We start from the raw sequence: 19,515 nt of genomic DNA, 5'->3' as shown, positions 1-19,515 counted from the left end.
TAATAACGTTTGCTTGAAATAGATGCAATTTTCATCTTGAACAGAATCAACTTTATCAAAAATAAAATATCAAAAAACAAGGAATGGTTATGAGTTTACCCGGATTGAATTTTCAGCTTGGCGAAGATATTGATGCATTACGTGACGTCGTCCAGCAGTTTGCCGCCAATGAAATTGCGCCGCGTGCCAGTGAGATTGATAGTAGTGATGAGTTTCCAATGGATCTGTGGCAAAAAATGGGCGATTTAGGTCTACATGGCATCACCGTTCCTGAAGAGTATGGCGGCTCTAATATGGGTTATGTCGCCCACATGGTAGCAATGGAAGAAATCAGCCGTGCGTCCGCCTCTGTCGCCTTAAGCTATGGCGCGCATTCTAACTTGTGTATCAATCAGATCAAACGTAATGGCTCTGAGTCACAAAAACAAAAATATTTACCAAAGCTCATCAGTGGTGAGTTCATCGGGGCGCTGGCGATGAGTGAAACGGGCGCAGGCTCCGATGTCGTCAGTATGAAGCTCAAAGCCGAAGAAAAAGACGGCAGCTACATATTGAACGGCAGCAAAATGTGGATCACCAACGGCCCTGATGCCGATGTGATGGTGGTCTATGCCAAGACCAATCCTGAGCTTGGTGCCAAAGGCATGACCGCTTTAATCGTCGAAAAAGGCATGGAAGGCTTTGGTACCGCGCAAAAGCTAGACAAGCTCGGCATGCGCGGTAGCCATACAGGTGAGATGACCTTTAACAACGTTGAAGTCCCAAGTGAAAACGTTTTGGGTGGGCTCAATGAAGGCGTCAAGGTACTCATGAGCGGGCTAGATTATGAGCGTGCCGTATTGGCCGCAGGTCCTATCGGCATCATGCAAGCGGTGATGGATAATGTCGTTCCTTATATCCACGACCGTAAGCAATTTGGTCAAGCGATTGGAGAGTTCCAACTTATCCAAGGCAAAGTCGCTGACATGTATACCATCCTGCAAGCAGGTCGCAGCTTCTTATATACGGTAGGTAAAAACCTTGATATGCTGGATGCGCGTGGTGCTGGTCACAGTCGAGAAGTGCGCAAAGATTGTGCTAGCGTGATCTTATGGTGCGCCGAAAAAGCCACATGGATGGCGGGCGAGGGTATTCAGATATTTGGCGGTAATGGCTATACCAACGAGTATCCGCTTGGACGTTTTTGGCGTGATGCCAAGCTGTACGAGATTGGCGCGGGTACCAGCGAAATTCGCCGTATGCTGGTCGGTCGTGAGCTGTTTAATGAGACCAAGTAGTATAAAGATATAAGATTCTAATAGGTGACTTTCTAAATTTGGCTAACCATACTACTTTAAGGTAATGGCTGGTTAATAATAAACAATTGTGCTAAGGTGCGGTTTTATTTTTTGATTAACAATGATCGATTAATAAAACTGCCTCTTAGCCTTTTTTATCTGCCATGTTTATAAGACACTGCTTATGATGCCGACTACTACCTCGCTCAAAACACCCTTAAAAACTAACCTTCGATTAACTACTATTTCTACGCTGACAAGGGTACTGCTTGTACTGAGTATATTTGCGACACACAGCGCAAATGCTGAGTTAGAAGACATGTCACCATCGCAACCCGTCATTCAGTTTGCAACTTCTGATGCGAAGTGGGTACATCAACCAAGGTTTGATAGTCGTCACATTCGCAACTTAGGAGGTCATTGTAATCCAGAGGAACCTTGCAAAAGCAAACGTGTTGAAATGGAGTTCTTATTAAAGGTAAACAAAGAAGGCAAAATCGAAAACATTACCGTATTGAAGAGTAGTGGCTCCGATAAAATTGATAGTGAGTTTATGAGAGAATTACGCCGCAGTCTTTTAAAACCATTTAGAAAAGATAGCAAAACAGTAGCAGGTAGCGTCGCTGTTCCGATAATTTTTGAGTATTACTAAAGCTTAAACAATAATAAAAAAGCAGTACGCCTCACACGTACTGCTTTTTTTATTTTCAATCTAAAAGTGTCTATTGAATACTAAGACTGCTTGGTATGATCAAAATAACGCGCCAACCCATTTAACAACAAGTCATCACGCAATCGTACTGGCCGATTGATGTGCTGGGCAATGATAGATGCATCACCGCCGGTCATAATCAGCTCAAAGTTTGGATGACGATGGCTGATCTCATTGATGGCACCAACAATGGATAAGAGTATTCCGCGATGAACGGCATCCTGTGTGGTTATCCCTTGACCGACGCTATCAAACGTCCCATTAGAGATGGTGATTTGCTTGGTGCCTGAAAACAACGACTCACGTTGTAGGTAAATACTGGGGAAGATATAACCGCCCAAATGCTCCGCATGATCAATCAAATCAATCGTCACTGCGGTGCCACAACCGATGATACATTGGCGTTTTTTCTTATCGACGGCGCCCAGCATTTGTAGCCAGCGATCACAGCCCAGCTGCTTATCGTTATAGGCACTTTTCATCAGTGGGTGTGCTGCATCGACGTGGACAAATTCAAACGGCGTATTTAGACGGCCTAACGTATCTGACACCTTCATATTCAGATCGTCACCCAGCACAGAGGAGATGCCAATAAAATCAGGGGCATAGCGCTCGAAGCGATCGGTCAGACCCATCAATAATTCGGCAGGGGCTTGCAAATGCTGTTTGGCATCATGCGCCACTATCTGCCCAATGTCATCAGTGAGCCAATATTTAAGACGAGTGTTCCCAAGATCAAGCCAGAGCATAAAAATCCCTTTATATAGTGACGCCATGATCAATAGATATGTGACTCACGTGAGTGCTCATGAAATAGGTGGTTTAAACCTGATGAATAACGTCGATGCGTCCGGTAAAAAGCGCAGAAATCTTACCGTCATCTTGGCGTAATTGCAAACACCCATGTGTATCGATACCGCAAGCAAAACCAGTCATTGTTTGTGCTTCATTACTATGGTCTTGAGTGACGCGTAAGCGCAGGCCAGCCAGCACATCCATCGAACTAAATTGCTCTAAAAAACTGTCTAAATAATAGGTGTGACCAGTGGGCTTCTCTAATGCCAAATGCTCAAAGCGTGTCATTGCTGCCATCAATGCCTTACTCATCTGCTGATAAAGCACGCGCAAACTTGGTAGCGTCACCGCGTTTGGGGGTAAGCACTCGCAGATATCTTGCAAGCTAATAGCCTTATAACTCATTCCCTCAGACGTTTGTGCTGTCAGTTTGGGCGCAGCTTTGACATTGAGACCGATGCCCATCACGACGCCCACCAGTTTGCCAGATTGCGTGACGGGCTCTATTAAAATACCTGCTAGCTTATTAAAAGGGAGTGTTTGTCCGGTGGGTTTAGAGTCACCCAGAGTGGATTGATCTTGCTGTCGAGAGTGGTTTTGAGGCTTATCAGAAAGTTGATAAAAGCCTAAATCATTGGCCCATTTTACACCAATGGTCGCCAAGCCTTGTGCGCGCAATTGCTCATTTAGCGTTTGAATAACGGGCATTTTTGCCAGTTCAACCCCAATAATTAAGGACAGCAAACCACTGATTGGCATGGGCATCGGATGATACAAAGACAGATAGACATTGCCATGTGGTGATTGCCATGAGCGTCCATGTTGACCACGACCTGAGCTTTGCGTTTCTGCGGTCAATAGATGCATTTTGGCAGTATTTAATGCACCAGTTTGCAGAGCATCGATAAGCTCGCTGTTGGTCGAGCCGCTGATTACAAGATGTCGGTGGTTAAGCTCTGGCAAATGATCAAGCGTAAGTGACTCGGGTACGGATAAACAGTGAGATTGAGGGGCAGATAATGGCATAAATTTGGTCGATGTGATGGCGGTAGTATGAGGAAACTTTGGTATACTGAGCGGTTGTCAAATTGTCATGAGTGAACAGTATAAAGTAGATAGCATAAAGGTCAGTTTACCATTTGGCAAATATAAATCATCTTGAGTGCGCGCCAGTGGTTGTGGTAAAAAAATCTTGGTAAAAACTTCAAAATTAAACTGGAATCATTATCAGTATGAAAGCGACAGAAAAATATCGCCGTGTTTTTGGTTCAATGAGCCATTTAAAAGAGTCGATGCCGTGGACGATGGGGCTATCTAACATGGTAGAGTTTTTGGTGTGGGAGCCGCAGCGGATTCTTGGTGTGAGCAAAAAACAATATGTACGCCAAATCATTGAATGGGCGACGGCGCCTGAGCTAAAAGATAAAGAGTTAGAAGAAATAGAAAGCATCATCAATAAAAAGCTGAACCATAAAATGAGTGAGTCTGAGCAATTAGAGACGTACTCAAAGCAAACGATGGGCATTTGTAATGCTCGCGAAGCCGTACGCCGAGTCATGTTTTTTTCTGAAGAGTATCTGAATAAAGAGCTCGATATTTTTTTGAGTCTGTGTAGCGACAACTATCTCGATCAGTTTTACGGGCAATTTATGTGCTTTGAGCAAGGCGGATCGTGGTCGACACATGGTAATAGCGGGATTTTTGAAGCCAGTACCGAGCTAAAAGCCATGTATATGGACAACTTGGCCTATAACCATCAATCGAATCTACTGGTCGCCAATGAATTAAAATTCAATGGCAGAAAAAACCCCGATCAACTCTTAAAGTACTGCTTGATGTACGAGCACTTGGTCGAAAAAGGTTTTATCGATAAAGACGCCAAGTTTTTATTGTTATTTATTGGTGGTAGCGCGTTAGAGAGCAATAAGCAACGCTTGGTAGACCGAGAGCTTGCGCTATGCCACAAAAGACCCAAAAAGTATCAGTATTTATTAAGACAAGAGCTGCTAGATATCGTTGATTGTTTAGAAGTGGCCAGTATCACGTGGCAGTCGTTGATTGAGTTTAACAATCGCTATTTAGCAGAAAACAGTCTCTGCCAAGTCGAACAAAAACTGCTGCAAGGATTCAATCAAAGCCTGCAATCAAAATCGTTTATGCACTTATCACGTTAACCCTAAAAACTCATGACAATTTCAGGTAGAATAGCCGCCTGTTTTCGCTAAGTTTATTGATCCTTCATGCGTTTAAAATCCCTAAAACTGGCAGGCTTTAAGTCTTTTGCCAACCCAACGACTTTCACTTTCCGTCATGGTATCACCGCCATTGTCGGGCCAAACGGCTGCGGCAAATCCAACGTGATTGATGCCATTCGCTGGGTGCTGGGTGAAACCTCTGCCAAACAGCTACGTGGCGGCGCGATGAGTGATGTCATCTTTGCAGGTACTCAAGACAAAGCCGCCAAAAGTGTGGCCAGCGTTGAGCTGACCTTTGAACACACGCAAGATGAGCAAAACGGCATTCGTCATGAGTTCAATCTCTATCAAGAGCTGTCCGTCCGTCGTCAGGTAAACTTGGAAGGACGCTCAGATTACTTCATCAACGGGACGCGCTGTCGCCGCCGTGACGTGGTTGATGTGTTCTTGGGTACGGGACTTGGCGCGCGCAGTTATGCGGTCATTGAGCAAGGCATGATTGGGCGTATTGTTGAGTCCAGTCCCATGCAGCTACGCGAGTTTATTGAAGAGGCGGCAGGGGTTTCGCGTTATCAAGCGCGCCGTGAAGAGACACAAAAAAAGCTAGAGAAAACCCAAGAAAACTTAGCCCGACTGCACGATATGCAAAGCGAGCTGGTACGCCAACAAAAGACACTGTCTAAGCAAGCAGCCAATGCTCAGCGCTATGAAGAGATGGCCTTGACGCTTGCAGATATTAAGCAGCAGCTCTCCATTCAGCAGCTCTATCAAGCTAAACATAACCAGCAGCAGCAAAAACTCGCTCACGAGCGTAGCGCTGCCGACGTTACCACCTTACAAGCCAGCTATGAGGCGCTAAAAGCCAAACAAGACAAGCTTGGCGCGCATATCAACCAAGAACAATGGCTGAAGGACGATGCGCAGAGTGCCCACTATGAGCAGCAGCTCGCTCATCAAAAGTCCGAGCATCAACTAAGCGATGTAACCTCACAGCTGACAGCTATCAAGCAGCAGTTGACTAGCTTGGATCAGCAGCGCGAGCAGGCGTTGAGTGAGAGAGATAGACTAAAAGCTGAGCAAACTGAGCAGCAAACGACAGTAGAAGCCCTGCGCCCACAGCTTACCCAACTGACACAAAAACGCGATACTCATAAACGCAATGAGCAGCCATTGCAGCGCGCTTGGCATGAAGCACAAAACCAATTAAACCGCTTACAAGACAATGCGCGCGCGCTTGAGCAACAGCAAGCGATTAACGCCCAATCACAAAAACGCTATCAGCAAAGTTATGATAAATGGCAACGTCGCCAGTCAAATTGGCAGCAGTTATGGCAACAACTGCAACAGTCTGTCTCGCCGTCCGATAATGTAAATGCCCAAGAGTCGTTAGATACCCAAGTCTTAAGTCAGGCGTTAGAGACGCAAGTTAGTGAGCTCAATAAACGATTGCAGCAGATCGAGCGGCAGCAAGACAGCGTGGATGAGCGTCTGTCTGAATTACAGCCACAAGCGCACAACATACAACAACGCCTAATCGCACAGCAGCGTGAATTGAGTGAGCATGAAAAACGTCATGCATTGTTGGCAGGTGAGTACGATACGCTGCATCAGATACTGCATCCCAAACCAGTACCAAGCGCTCAGCAAAAAGCCATACCAACGACGGACTCAACAACCAAGGTTGCTAATCGTGCTGCTGGTCGTTATAGCGAACTAGACATAACCACAGTACGTGAGCAGATTGAGCTGAGCGCCACAGGGCAAGCGTATGCATCGCTGCTTGATAGCATATTGTCGCTATGGTTAGACAGTCATGTGCTTATCACTCATAAGACTCATCATTCAAGTGTTAATTATGATAACGATGATTCTCAACAAGCGGATAGTTTATGGCAGGCGCTCACGCCTCATGTGAGCGACTTGCTGACGTATCAAGCTGGACAAAACCAGAATGCTGATACAAAAGGTAAGTCAGCATTGGAAACGAGTCATAGCTTATGGCTAGAGACTGCTAAGCAAAGTGAAGATAGCGCACGTCAAGTAGACACGTTGAGCAGTCCCTTGTCCGAGACATTACCAGAAGCACTGACTGACAAAGTGTGGCCTTTATCACAATTGATTGTGCAGCCCACCTTGGCGCTGTGGCAGTACTGTTATTTGTATACTGCATCGATTGACTCAAATGATGAGCAAACATCAGAGGCGCTAGTAACGGTCTTAAAAGCGCTACCAGCGTCCGCTATTTTGCTCACTGCTGACGGATGGATAGTCAGTCGTCAAGGAACGATTAACCTTAGCAAATTTGCTGGCACGCAAGAGGGAAGTAACAGTCAGTTCTTAACCCAGCGTTTGCAGCAGCGTACGCGCTTACAAGCGTTAGAAGAGTTGCTTAATGAGCTTGAGACGACCATAGAAGATCAGAAAAAAACTATTGCTAAAAACCAGTGTGATCATGATGCTTTGAGCATCCATGTAGAAGAAGCGCGTGCACAATCAGCTGAGCTAACCCGTGATAAACATCAATATCAGCAGCAGCTCACCACTCAGCAAGCCAGTCTTGAGCGCCTACAGGCGGACAGCAAGCGTCTGATTATCGACAAAGCGGCTCTCGAACAAGAGCAGCAAGAATTGGAGCAAGAGCAGCAAACACTTCATCATGAGCAGCAGAATATTGACAGCGAGATTGCAGCGCTGACACCCAAGATACTAGAGGCACGAGTAACCAGTCAGCAATTACAAGCTGAGCGCAGTGAGCTTGCGCGCGCGCGGCAAGCAGATGAGGATGCATGGCAAGCGTTGCAGCTACGTATTCAGCAAAGCGAGATGCGTTTGGAGCATAGCGCCAGCAGTTTGGTGCGGGCGACCGAGCACTATGACAAATCACGACAAAGCGAGCAAGGTCTCAAAGTTAGTTACGATCAGCAGCAAAATAAACTGCCTGCCTTGCAAGCGGCATTACAAACCGCGCAGACCGCGCGTGATGAGCAGCAAGCCATACTGCTAGAGCGCGAAACGACATTGGCAGCACTTAAGACAGAGTATGCTCAGCAGCAAACGCAGCTTGAGGCGCAGCAAGACACATTGCAAAAACAGCAAAGTGCACTTGCACAGTACGCTACCGAACTGGCATTGAGCGCGGCGCGTTTGGAAGATGTCAGTCAGCAGACGCAAGACGCTCTCACTGCATTTTATGAGGTAAGTAATAAGTATAAAGCGGCGTCAAACTTGCAGCCGCAGCAACGAATGAGTGTTTCAAACTTACTGGCGGATTTCATCGCGCATGATCGCCGTGTACGTCCAGATAAAATCGCTGATCTTGAAAAAGAACGAACCAAGCTTGAACAGCAATTAGGCAAAATTGGCGCAGTCAATCTGGCGGCGATGGCAGAACTGGCAGAAGTCAACGAGCGCTTAGAACCACTTGAGCAACAGACCACAGATATTGCGGCAAGTATGGAAACCTTGACTCAAGCGATTGCCTCGATTGATGAGACGACCAAGACGCTATTTATGCAGACGCTCGATGCGGTCAATCAAGAGCTGGCCAATTTGTTTGCCAAAGTCTTTGGCGGCGGACAAGCAAGCCTAACCTTGAGCGTTGATGACATGCCAGCCAACATTCCTGCGGACAAACACAAAGCAGAGCAGTGGCGAGCAGGGCTGACGCTCATGGCACAGCCAAAAGGTAAACGTAACAGTCGTTTGGCGGTGCTATCGGGCGGTGAAAAAACCCTGACCGCCCTGAGTTTGATTTTTGCGATTTTTAAGCAACATCCTGCGCCATTCTGCGTGCTCGATGAAGTCGATGCGCCACTTGATGATGCCAACGTCGCCCGCTTTACCAGTTTGATTCATGAGCTGGCCGATGATTTGCAATTTATCTTTATCAGTCACAATAAGCTGACGATGCAGATTGCCCATGAATTAAAAGGCGTCACCATGCCAAGCGCTGGTATTTCGACTTTGGTCAGCGTGTCGCTTGATGAGGCCGAACGCTATATTTCTGAATAAAAGCAATAAATATAGTCGATTCTAAATAAAACAGAACCATTATAGTTCGACGCGGAACTGGTATGAATTTTTCTTGCTTGCTGTGCCTACGCAGACAGAGTCTGCAAAAAACTCATTCCAGCCGCGTTGTATCACTTTTATACTGAATTCACTATACAGTGCTGCCAACGATACATTAAGGCTCGGATAACAACGTCATACAAGTGTATCGGGCTGACGATAAACGATGACTATATGGTGACGATATGAATTAGCCATGCTAGACTATTGCCATTTATCCCCTCTTATGTATTCCCTTTTGTCATATATTAGGATGTATTTCTCATGACCGCTATTCAGTTTATATTGATTGCCATTGCTGCATTTATCGTGCTTGCAGGGCTATTTATGGTCATTCGTAGCTTCAAGCGTCGCAAAGAAGCTGAAGTTGCAGCGGTCGATTATGATAAAAACGGTATTCCTATCATACCGCGTCATGAGCGCAATCTTATCGACCAGCCAGATTTGGATGATGCGGTCGCTGGCGAGACGAGCATTGGTCCTGACCGCAGTTATTTAAATGCAGTGGTCGAAGAAGAGCCGTTGACTCATTCACATACCAACGTTGATGCGCAGCTAACAGCTGGACGTAATAATGTGAGTCATGATAACGATATGGTAGAAAATACCGATTACGCTCGCTGGCAAGATGAAGAGCAGCGTACCGACAATGTAGAGTTTGCCGAAACAGCTGAGCAAATGAATGTCGAACAAGAGCCTGATGCCTTTTCAAGCTTGATGTCGGCGACTGACAGTCTGATGCCAGCGATTGATACAGCAGATGAGCCAAGCTTCGATAACAACAGTCCTATCCTTGATCAGCATCTGTCAGAGCCAGTCGATGAAGCACAAAATGGCCCCTTGATTAATGCCAAAGACAACATCAATATCACGATTTTGCCACATCAGTATCGTGATCGTCCTGTCTCTTTCATTCGTGGTCGTGATCTATTAGCCTTGATTGATAAATACGGTCTACGCTATGGCGCGATGAACATGTTCCATCGTTATGAGCAAAAAGACGGTACTGGCATGTTGTGGTTCAGTATGATGGGTATCACGGATGATGGTATTGCGCCTTTTGATCCGCATAGTGTTGCGACCAACAACTATAACGGTGTGGTGGTGTTTTTATCGTTGCCGCATCCGCAAGCCCTGCGTAGTTTTGATAGTATGATGAGCATTGCCTATATGATGGCAAGCGATTTGGATGCCATCATGCTGGATGAAGAAAACGAACCAATCACGCCAGAGTATAAACAGCAGCTGCGTAACCAAGTTCGTGACTATGAAGGCTAAGCGCTTAAAGGCTAAGCTAATCAGCATCTAAAAGTGGTTATAAGTTTTAAAAAGGCAAATAGCGACTGACGTTATTTGCCTTTTTTAATGGGTTTTCATTTCTTTAAAATATTATCCGAGCATCCTGCAAACTTGTTATCATATCGACATCTTGAATCGCAAAAAAGACGCCCACTATGACCGACTCTACCTCACCAAATAATTCTAAAAACCTATCTGCTCAAGTGGAAAGAAAAGCACCTGCAACATCTAATATAGCCAGTTCGACCGATGGCAGTGTGGTTAATAGCACAGAGATTGTCTCGCGGATGCGCACGTTGATCGAGACGATTAAGACGAATAATTACGCGTATTACGTGCTCGACAATCCTACCTTAGAAGACAGCGAATACGATCAATTGCGTCGCACGTTGCTCGAATTAGAAGAAGCATATCCAGATTTGGTGCAGCCTGACAGTCCGATCAATCAAGTTGGCGATGTACCGTTATCCGCCTTTACTCAAGTGACGCATGACATTCCAATGCTATCGCTGGGCAATGTCTTTGAATACGATGATTTGCGCGATTTTATGCGCCGCGTCAATGACCGCCTTAGCGTCTCACAGCAAAACCCTGAGTATGAGATGGAGCTAAAACTGGATGGTCTGGCAGTCTCATTGAAATACGAGCACGGCAAGTTTGTCCAAGCGGTCACGCGCGGTGATGGGCAGACGGGTGAAGACATCACCCAAAATGCCAAGACCATTCGCAATCTGCCGCTTTGGTTGGCTGATGCTGCCGACATTGAATTGTTAGAAGTGCGCGGTGAGGTGCTGATGCCAAAGGCGGGTTTTGAGCGTTTAAACCGACTTGCCGAAGAGAACGAAGGTAAAACCTTTGCCAATCCACGCAATGCGGCCGCTGGAAGCTTACGTCAGCTAGACTCAAGCGTAGCAGCCAGTCGCCCATTGGCGTTTTATGTGTATTCGGTCAATCAGGGCTTGCCTGAAAATATCGAGACCCAATCAGACGCGCTTGCATGGCTAAAAACCCTTGGCTTTAGCGTCAGTGCGGTGGAGGTAATAAAAAATCCAAGAGAGGCGCAAGCCTATTATGAGTCGGTGATAGAAGGGCGTAATGATTTGCCGTTCGAAATCGATGGCATGGTGATCAAGGTCAACAGCCTTGCGTTACAGCAACAACTTGGGTTTTTATCGCGTGAGCCGCGCTGGGCAACGGCTTATAAGTTCCCTGCCGAAACAGTCATGACGCGCTTGCATGCCATCGAATGGCAAGTTGGACGGACAGGACAAATCACGCCAGTCGGTAAGCTCGAACCTGTCAAAGTCGGCGGCGTCACCGTCAGCAATGTCACCTTGCATAACTTTGGTGAGATTCAGCGCTTGGATGTGCGCGCAGGCGACATGGTCAGTGTCCACCGTGCAGGCGACGTCATTCCCAAAGTCACACGCGTTTGGACAGATCAGCGTCCAGAAAACTCCGAACCTGTCACTTTGCCATCGACTTGTCCGGTCTGCGACTCGCCTGTAGTCTTGCCCGAAGACGAAGCGTTAGCACGTTGTACCGGCGGTCTGTTCTGTCCCGCACAGCAGACCGAGGCGCTCATTCACTTCGTCTCGCGTCGTGCCATGGATATCGATGGCTTAGGCGCAAGCTGGCTCATTAGCTTCTTTGAGCATGGTCTGGTCAAAACCGTCGCTGATATCTATAAGCTCCATGAGCATCAGGACGCGATGGTTAATTTTGAAAAACTGGGCGAAAAATCCGTTCAAAACATCATCAATGCCATCGATGCCAGCAAGCATACGACACTGGCTCGCTTTATCTATGCGCTTGGCATTCGGGGCGTTGGCGAAGGGACGGCACAGAACTTCGCGCAGCAATTTGGTGATCTTGACGCCTTAATGACTGCCGATATTGAAACTTTAGTAAAAACCCCTGATGTGGGCGAAATCACCGCAGAGCTGACCTATAAGTTCTTCCGTGCGCCGCACAATATCGAAGTCATCACCGCGCTGCGTGAAGCAGGCGTGCACTGGGATAAAGTCGAGCAAAAGGCGACGACGGGTTTGCCACTCGATGGGCAAACGTGGGTCATCACGGGTGCGCTTAGTAGCATGGCACGTGATGAAGCCAAAGCCAAACTACAAGCGCTGGGCGCAAAAGTCTCGGGCAGTATCTCCGCAAAAACCACTGCGCTATTGGCAGGCGAAAAGGCTGGCTCAAAAATGGCAAAAGCGGAAAAGCTGGGTGTCAAAGTGGTGGGTGAAGATGAGTTTTTGGCGATGATTGGGGAGTAGGGTATGAATATTGATGACATGGAAGGTCTAGACGAAGAAACTCGGAAAGAAGTTGAGAAGTTGAGAAGTTGCAAAAGGTGACGCGTGAAAAAGATGGTGATGAAGAATATATAAGTGCTCAGTTTGAGCTAGAAGACTACATGGATAGGAATAGAAAATATGAATTAGGTGTGAAGTATTTAAAGAATATAAGAAAAGATGATGGTGCTATTTACTATAAAGCATTAATACTTATATTTGTTAATCAATACTTTGGTATTAATGATTTAGATGCTTCTTATGACTCTATAGTTGAGTTCTTAGAAGGTACTAAACATAATTCTAATGATTTTAAAGAGGATATTTTTGATGACATAAGAGGCGATGCTCTTGAGGTTGCAAAAAAATATTTTTACCAAGATGATTATATAAAATCTCTAAATTTATTTAAATTAATTGAAGGTTCTTATTCATATCAGTCCAGCTGCTATGAAAAAATATGCAAATTAAAAATGAATGTTGAGACTAAGAAAATAGGAGAGATGAGTAACGATTTGAAAGGCAAGGTAGAAGAAATTATAGACATCTTAAAACTAGATTTTCTTCCTTTATCAGAAGACGAGCAAGCTCCTGAAAGAAAACTGGCACACTATACAGGTACATATACAACCAATAAGCTGCTTTCTAAAGAAGAAAATAAAGACAAGCCAAGCGCTTTTCGTTTAAATACCATCAATAATGTTAATGACCCTAGCGAAGGTAAATTGCTTACAAACTACCTTGATTCCGTGAAAGAGAACTCTTTTTATAAGCCTGATTTTGATGAAAAGTTGCATGCGTTTATTAGCTGCTTTACTTTCAACCATGATAGCTTGAATCAATTTAGATTGTATGGAAAAGAAGATAACAAAGAAGCCTCTGGTGTTAGTTTGGTTTTTAATAAAGATTTCTTTAAGGAAACTGATACTCAGTCTAGTATGACTAATATATCTATTGATAGAACAATAAAAAATGTAAATAATAATTCAGATAAAGAAGATAGTTCAGTTAAGAGAATAGAAAAGCAATCAGTCATGAGATGTGTTTATATTGATCCTACTTCCGACTATATCCATCTAGCTCAGAGGAATCGCCTAACATTTTTCCGTGAGTTTGGTCGTGAAAATTTGGAAGGAGGTAGTATCGCTAAAGCCGAAATTGAGTGCATTGAATATGAGAATTATATAGAAAAGAAAACCGAAGATTTTAGAGAGGCGTTTGTAGAGTTAAAAAATATTTATAACGGTGCTATAGATAAGAAGAGGTCTTTAAACAACCTAAGTAAAGAAGATTCAGCTGAAATAGATAGCTTATTGGATATGATAATCCTACCTCTAAAATATCTAGTTAAGCATTCAGCATTTCAAGAAGAGCAGGAATGTCGCATGGTATATATTACGTCACTAGATGATCCTAGAGTGCAGATGGACTTTGGCAAGTTTCTATACGTAGAATACGAGCCAGAGGTAAAGCCACATTTAGATAAAATCTACATCGCACCAGCCGCAACGCAATATCAGCCTTATTTGGCAAAGCTATTGTGCGGTACGAATAGTTTAGGAAAAAAAATAAAAATCGACCTTTCAAACAATCCTTATCGCTTACCAACCAGCCATTAAAAAAAGCGTGCGTTAATCCAGCGCACGCCACCTACCTTTGTTCTTCGCACCTTCCTTAGTTAGACTGTACTCTACGGACAACTCACCAAAACCGATCACTTATCATTAAACCTAACAAAGTTAACAAGACTGATTCAGATCGCCCTTATTGATACCTATAAAATAATAGTCACGGAGATAAAAAAAGTCATTATCAAGCAGTGAATAAGCAAAACGTAAGGAGCGCGTTATGGCAGACCATACCAATCATCAGTCTGAGTCCGACACCATAGGCAATAGCCAAAGTCCGCAAGTACAGCATCTCATCGATACCCTACAAGGCGAGCATATCCAAGAGAAGGGCGGGCAGAAAGCTATCATCTTTCGTATGGTGATGCCAGACCATCTATGCCCGTTTGGCCTCAAGTCAATCGATGCGCTCAAGCACGCAGGCTATGACATCATTGATCGCCATATCGCGACCCAAGATGAGAATACACTGGTCAAAGAGACGCTTGGGGTCAAGACCACGCCGCAGATCTTTATTGATGGCAAGCGTGTTGGCGGTAATGATGAACTGCAAGTATTTTTGGGCAATCATGAACCCGAGACAGACGACGACACCACTTACGCGCCCATTATTGCGATATTTGCTGTTACCGCGCTGATGACACTGGCATTATGCTGGGCATTTGCCGTCAGCGTCTTATCGATGCAAGCGCTTATGTGGTTTGTCGCGCTGTCCATGTGTGTATTGGCGATTAAAAAGCTTGAGGATTTAGAAGGGTTTACGACGGGGTTTTTGGGTTATGATTTACTCGCACGCCGCGTGGTACGCTATGCCTATGTGTATCCGTTTTTAGAAGCGTTCGCCGGTATCGCTATGCTTGCCGATCAGCCTTGGCTCAATCCGATTGCGGGTTTGGTCGCCTTTATCATCGGCTTAATTGGCGGGGTATCGGTTATTAAAGCCGTCTATATCGATAAGCGCGAGCTAAAATGCGCCTGCGTCGGCGGCGATAGTAACGTGCCACTGGGCGCGATCTCTTTGACCGAAAACATCATGATGTTCGGTATGGGTAGTTATATGCTGATTCGCGCTTTATTATAATCAAGTGGTTTGATGATGTGTAAAAAATACATCGAGCTACTCTACCACCTCTCCATGCGCCTTCACATCACCTTTCTTGCCGTCAGGTTTGATTTCGATCGGTAATAGCAGCCCTTTAGCGAATTTGTCTGACAGTACATAATCATAACTGCTAGCAGCGACATCAGGTGTGGTATGAATGATCAACTTCATCTCGTCATCATCGGTCAGCTCATGTGAGACATACTGTTCACTCAACTGATCCAACACTTTAGACAGTGCCTCATTGCTCGCCATACTGATGGTCAGATTATGCTGAGCGGTAGCGGTGTCTACATCGAAGTAATCGGCATAATCAAGAACGTTTTGGCTATCGAGCGCAAACGGATACTGATAATTTGCGAGATTGGCAGGCGTTTCGCCACTATCGACTAGCGACCAATCAATAGTATGGGTAGTCACGGCTGACGTCTCTACGGTTGTTCCTGCTGCCTCGGAGGATTGACTGGCGGTTTCAGCACCTTGGTCGCATCCAGTCAGCGCCCACATACTGGCCGCTGCAATGATGATCATACTTGTGAGGCGCTTAGCCATCGACGTATCCTCTTTATTATTGATGACAACCACAGTAGTGGTGGGGTCTATAATCGCTATTTTGACAGGTTTCCCAGCGCTTCTCTAGATAAAAGCGCCAAACTATTCACTTTAATGAAACTATTTATGAGGCTGCGGATGTCCTATCATGATTTTTGTCATGATGACCTTAACAAACGCACATAAAAAAACAGCCATCCAATGATGACTGTTTTTAGTGACTGCTTTTTAAAAGCCAATTTTTAAATATTCTATATTATTAGATTTGGCAGTTTACTTGATACTCTTTGCCGTTAGCCCATTTGATAGCGAAGATGCCTTTGTCGCCTTTCATGTGCCATGCATAGGTTGCTTCTGGGTTTGAGTCATTCACATAGCTTGCTGTATCGCCTTGTACACCGCCGTTTAAGACGATCTTTTGCTCTGTCCATTTTACTTTTGGCAAGGTAGCATTGATCATGGCTTGATTTTTATTAATAGACTGTTTTGCCATGATTTTGCTGTTATCAGTACAGGTATAAGGAGCTGCTGCCATACGGTCATAAGCGGCATCTGGCATGCTGTCTTTCACAGGTGTGTCTGATGCATTCGGCGTCGTTGGAGCCGTGGTGGCACACGCACTCAGTAAGGCAAGGGCAGGTAGGGCAGTTACAATTTTAGTTAAAGTATTCATCGGGTTCTCCAAAAATATCAGAATTATCGTACATTTCTATTTAACAATGCGTTAAGCATATAGCGCTTATGGTAACCAAAAGCTTTCTTGGAGAATGTTAGAAATTGTTTGTTACATGTTTGCTTCGTTACTCGATCATTGACTAATGTAACACTCCTTTCAGATAAATTTGGAATAACGTCACAGGTGAGTTATCAATCTTCAGAAGAAAAATTGACTGGTATAAAAAAGCGCGTATCAACCTCATAGCCGATACGCGCTTTTTGTAAAGCCAATTGAACTATTTGGTTTTGCGTGGTGGTAAACCCGTATGCTGGGTTTGGAAGTTGCCTTTACTTACACGCTTTTTGGTGTTCTTGCTGGTAGTGTTTTTACCAGCATTTGGGTTGTTTGAAGAAGTATGACTACGCTTCACTGAGTCATTGCCAAGACGACTGTTCTTTTTGCGCGCAGATTGATAGCTGTCTTGCGCCGCATCGCGACCTTCCAAGCTGGCATTGAATGGCGGAATCAAGCAGCCACGGTTTTTACCGATCAGATCACTGCGACCCATATCTTGCAATGCCTTACGCAGCATTACCCAGTTTTTTGGGTCATGATAACGCAAGAACGCTTTATGCAATTTGCGTTGTTTGCCAGACTTGACGATATCCATGTCGCCTTCATCACGACTGATTTTACGTAGTGGGTCTTTGTGGGTGTGGTACATGGTGGTCGCTGTCGCCATTGGACTGGGATAAAACGCCTGTACTTGGTCAGCGCGGTAGCCATGACTTTTTAGCCAAAGGGCAAGGTTCATCATGTCTTCATCTTTGGTGCCCGGATGGGCGGCGATGAAGTAAGGAATCAGATATTGCTCTTTGCCTGCCTCTTGGCTGTATTGCTCAAACATGGCTTTAAATTGGTCATAACTGCCCATGCCAGGCTTCATCATCTTCGATAGCACGCCTTCTTCAGAATGCTCAGGGGCAATCTTGAGATAGCCGCCAACGTGATGACTGACAAGCTCTTTGACATACTCAGGGTCTTTAACCGCCAAGTCATAACGCAGACCAGACGCGATAAGGATTTTTTTCACGCCTTTGATATCACGCGCTTTGCGATATAGCTTGGTCAAATTACTGTGATCGGTCAGCAAGTTTTCGCAGACATCAGGATAGACGCAAGACGGCTTACGGCAGTTCTTTTCAATGGTTTCGTCTTTACAGCTCAGACGATACATATTGGCTGTTGGCCCACCAAGGTCGGATATCACGCCAGTATAGTTAGGTGCGGTATCGCGAATGGCTTCTACTTCGCGCAAGATCGACTCTTCTGAGCGATTTTGAATAATACGGCCTTCGTGCTCGGTGATTGAGCAGAAGGTACAACCACCGAAACAGCCGCGCATGATATTGACCGAGAACTTAATCATGTCATAAGCAGGGATACGCGCATCGCCATAGCTTGGATGCGGCAAACGCGCATACGGCAAGTCAAACACGTAATCCATCTCTTCGGTTGAGAGTGGAATCGGTGGCGGATTGAGCCACACATCGATAGAGGTGTGAGAGTTACCTGCGCCGCTACTATGACGCTGCACCAGCGCACGTGCGTTACCCGGATTGGTCTCAAGATGTAGGATGCGGTTGGCATGCGCATAGAGCACAGGATCAGATTTGACATGCTCATAATCAGGCAGGCGAATGACCGTTTGCTCGCGTGGTGGCATTTTGAGTTTATGCTTACGTGCCGTCATAGGCTTATCAAAGCCGCGCAGTTGTACCACTTGAGTCTCTTCGTCCACTTGCTCAGCGTTGATAATCTTATTGGTGACAGGTTCTGCGACAAAGCCCTGATATTGCGAGGACATTGACGACGGCATCGCTTGCCCAACAGGCGAGTCAGATGGCTTGTTTTGCTCGATTGAACAGCTATCAACGTCTTCGGTCATCACATACGGGTTGATGATCGGATCAACACGGCCGACAGTATCGACATCGTTACTGGCAACTTCGGTCATGCCTGCTTGCCAATGACGACGCGTTGGGGTCAATAGATAAGACGTCCCACGCAACTTACTCATTTGCTCAAAGCTATAGCCTTTTGAGAGACCATGTACCACATCGACGATGGCACGCTCAGCATTACCATAAAGCAAAACATCGGCACGCGCATCCATCAAAATACTGCGGCGGACTTTATCTGACCAATAATCATAATGCGCGATACGGCGCAAACTGCCCTCAATACCGCCTAAGATGATCGGCACATCAGGATAGGCCTCACGGCAGCGCTGACTATAGACAATCGCCGCACGGTCAGGGCGCTTGTTGGCCACATTGCCTGGAGAGTACGCGTCATCGCTACGAATCTTGCGATCAGCAGTATAGCGGTTGATCATACTGTCCATGTTGCCTGCGGTCACGCCATAAGCATAGACAGGTTTGCCAAGTTCCATAAAGGCGTCTTTACTCTTCCAATCGGGCTGAGCAATGATACCAACGCGAAAGCCTTGCGATTCTAGCAGGCGACCAATTATCGCCATACCGAAGCTTGGATGATCAACATAAGCGTCCCCTGAGATGATAATGACATCACAAGCATCCCAGCCCAAATCGTCCATCTCTTTTCGGCTCATAGGTAGGTAAGGCGCAGGCTCGTAGCAGCTCGCCCAATGTTTGTCGTAATCATAAAGTGGTTTGGTGCCTTGTTTAAAGGCGGTGCGGGCAATGGTATCGGCAGACATGGGCGGACCTGTTGATTAGAAAAAATGTACTAAAAATATAGCCGTTATTAACGAATATGTTAATGCTGGAATGGATGGCTAATTTAAAAACGCTCATTTTAACATGAATTCGACTCAGGTAGGGATAAGTTATTGATAGCGTAAGAGAAACTGCATATATAAAGCAAGTTATTAGACAATGCACGT

General features: G+C 45.5%; 13 protein-coding genes. 8 read left to right on the top strand and 5 right to left on the bottom strand.

Annotation, left to right across the window (positions count from 1 at the left end; genetic code table 11):
• The first annotated feature begins 89 nt into the window (after window positions 1-89).
• Both FW759_RS06375 and FW759_RS06370 read left to right on the top strand, forming a co-directional pair.
• The gene (locus FW759_RS06375) at window positions 90-1,277 is read left to right on the top strand and encodes an isovaleryl-CoA dehydrogenase (protein ID WP_062843786.1); all 1,188 of its coding nucleotides are present in this window, start codon (window positions 90-92) and stop codon (window positions 1,275-1,277) included.
• 184 nt (window positions 1,278-1,461) lie between these two features.
• On the top strand, window positions 1,462-1,929 hold the full coding sequence (locus FW759_RS06370; RefSeq protein WP_062843787.1) for an energy transducer TonB: 468 nt from the start codon (window positions 1,462-1,464) through the stop codon (window positions 1,927-1,929).
• A gap of 80 nt (window positions 1,930-2,009) precedes the next feature.
• Here the strand turns inward: FW759_RS06370 and FW759_RS06365 are convergent, their stop codons facing one another.
• Both FW759_RS06365 and FW759_RS06360 read right to left on the bottom strand, forming a co-directional pair.
• Window positions 2,010-2,738 carry a pantothenate kinase gene (locus FW759_RS06365; protein ID WP_062843788.1) on the bottom strand — a complete coding sequence of 243 codons (729 nt, stop codon included), beginning with the start codon at window positions 2,736-2,738 and terminating at the stop codon, window positions 2,010-2,012.
• Between the two features lie 73 nt (window positions 2,739-2,811).
• Window positions 2,812-3,810 (bottom strand): biotin--[acetyl-CoA-carboxylase] ligase, encoded by a 999-nt coding sequence (locus tag FW759_RS06360; RefSeq protein ID WP_443571534.1) that lies wholly within the window; start codon window positions 3,808-3,810, stop codon window positions 2,812-2,814.
• Between the two features lie 206 nt (window positions 3,811-4,016).
• Here FW759_RS06360 and FW759_RS06355 point away from each other — a divergent pair, with 206 nt between their 5' ends.
• From FW759_RS06355 to FW759_RS06330, 6 genes are all read left to right on the top strand, one after another.
• The gene (locus FW759_RS06355) at window positions 4,017-4,958 is read left to right on the top strand and encodes a hypothetical protein (protein ID WP_446442478.1); all 942 of its coding nucleotides are present in this window, start codon (window positions 4,017-4,019) and stop codon (window positions 4,956-4,958) included.
• Between the two features lie 66 nt (window positions 4,959-5,024).
• Window positions 5,025-8,990 carry an AAA family ATPase gene (locus FW759_RS06350; RefSeq protein ID WP_446442477.1) on the top strand — a complete coding sequence of 1,322 codons (3,966 nt, stop codon included), beginning with the start codon at window positions 5,025-5,027 and terminating at the stop codon, window positions 8,988-8,990.
• Between the two features lie 324 nt (window positions 8,991-9,314).
• The gene (locus FW759_RS06345; protein ID WP_446442476.1) at window positions 9,315-10,328 is read left to right on the top strand and encodes a cell division protein ZipA C-terminal FtsZ-binding domain-containing protein; all 1,014 of its coding nucleotides are present in this window, start codon (window positions 9,315-9,317) and stop codon (window positions 10,326-10,328) included.
• 176 nt (window positions 10,329-10,504) lie between these two features.
• A complete protein-coding gene (ligA, locus tag FW759_RS06340; protein ID WP_446442475.1) occupies window positions 10,505-12,628 on the top strand; it encodes an NAD-dependent DNA ligase LigA in 2,124 nt (707 codons plus the stop codon).
• Between the two features lie 77 nt (window positions 12,629-12,705).
• Window positions 12,706-14,265: a hypothetical protein gene (locus tag FW759_RS06335; RefSeq protein WP_446442474.1), complete on the top strand. Its 1,560-nt coding sequence runs from the start codon at window positions 12,706-12,708 to the stop codon at window positions 14,263-14,265.
• Window positions 14,266-14,494: 229 nt separating this feature from the next.
• Window positions 14,495-15,355: a MauE/DoxX family redox-associated membrane protein gene (locus FW759_RS06330; protein ID WP_446442473.1), complete on the top strand. Its 861-nt coding sequence runs from the start codon at window positions 14,495-14,497 to the stop codon at window positions 15,353-15,355.
• A gap of 36 nt (window positions 15,356-15,391) precedes the next feature.
• Here FW759_RS06330 and FW759_RS06325 read toward each other — a convergent pair whose 3' ends face one another.
• The 3 genes from FW759_RS06325 to FW759_RS06315 all read right to left on the bottom strand — a co-directional run bounded on the left by FW759_RS06325 (window position 15,392) and on the right by FW759_RS06315 (window position 19,329).
• The gene (locus tag FW759_RS06325; protein ID WP_446442472.1) at window positions 15,392-15,928 is read right to left on the bottom strand and encodes a hypothetical protein; all 537 of its coding nucleotides are present in this window, start codon (window positions 15,926-15,928) and stop codon (window positions 15,392-15,394) included.
• A 259-nt stretch (window positions 15,929-16,187) separates the two neighbouring features.
• Window positions 16,188-16,601: a hypothetical protein gene (locus FW759_RS06320; protein WP_095569111.1), complete on the bottom strand. Its 414-nt coding sequence runs from the start codon at window positions 16,599-16,601 to the stop codon at window positions 16,188-16,190.
• Between the two features lie 280 nt (window positions 16,602-16,881).
• Entirely contained in the window at window positions 16,882-19,329 is a 2,448-nt protein-coding gene (locus tag FW759_RS06315; RefSeq protein ID WP_446442471.1) for a YgiQ family radical SAM protein, read from the bottom strand.
• Between the last annotated feature and the right edge of the window lie 186 nt (window positions 19,330-19,515).

Source organism: Psychrobacter sp. 1176_08, from assembly GCF_052850615.1.
Note: the sequence above shows the minus strand (reverse complement) of the source record. Positions and strands in the feature narration are given on the sequence as shown.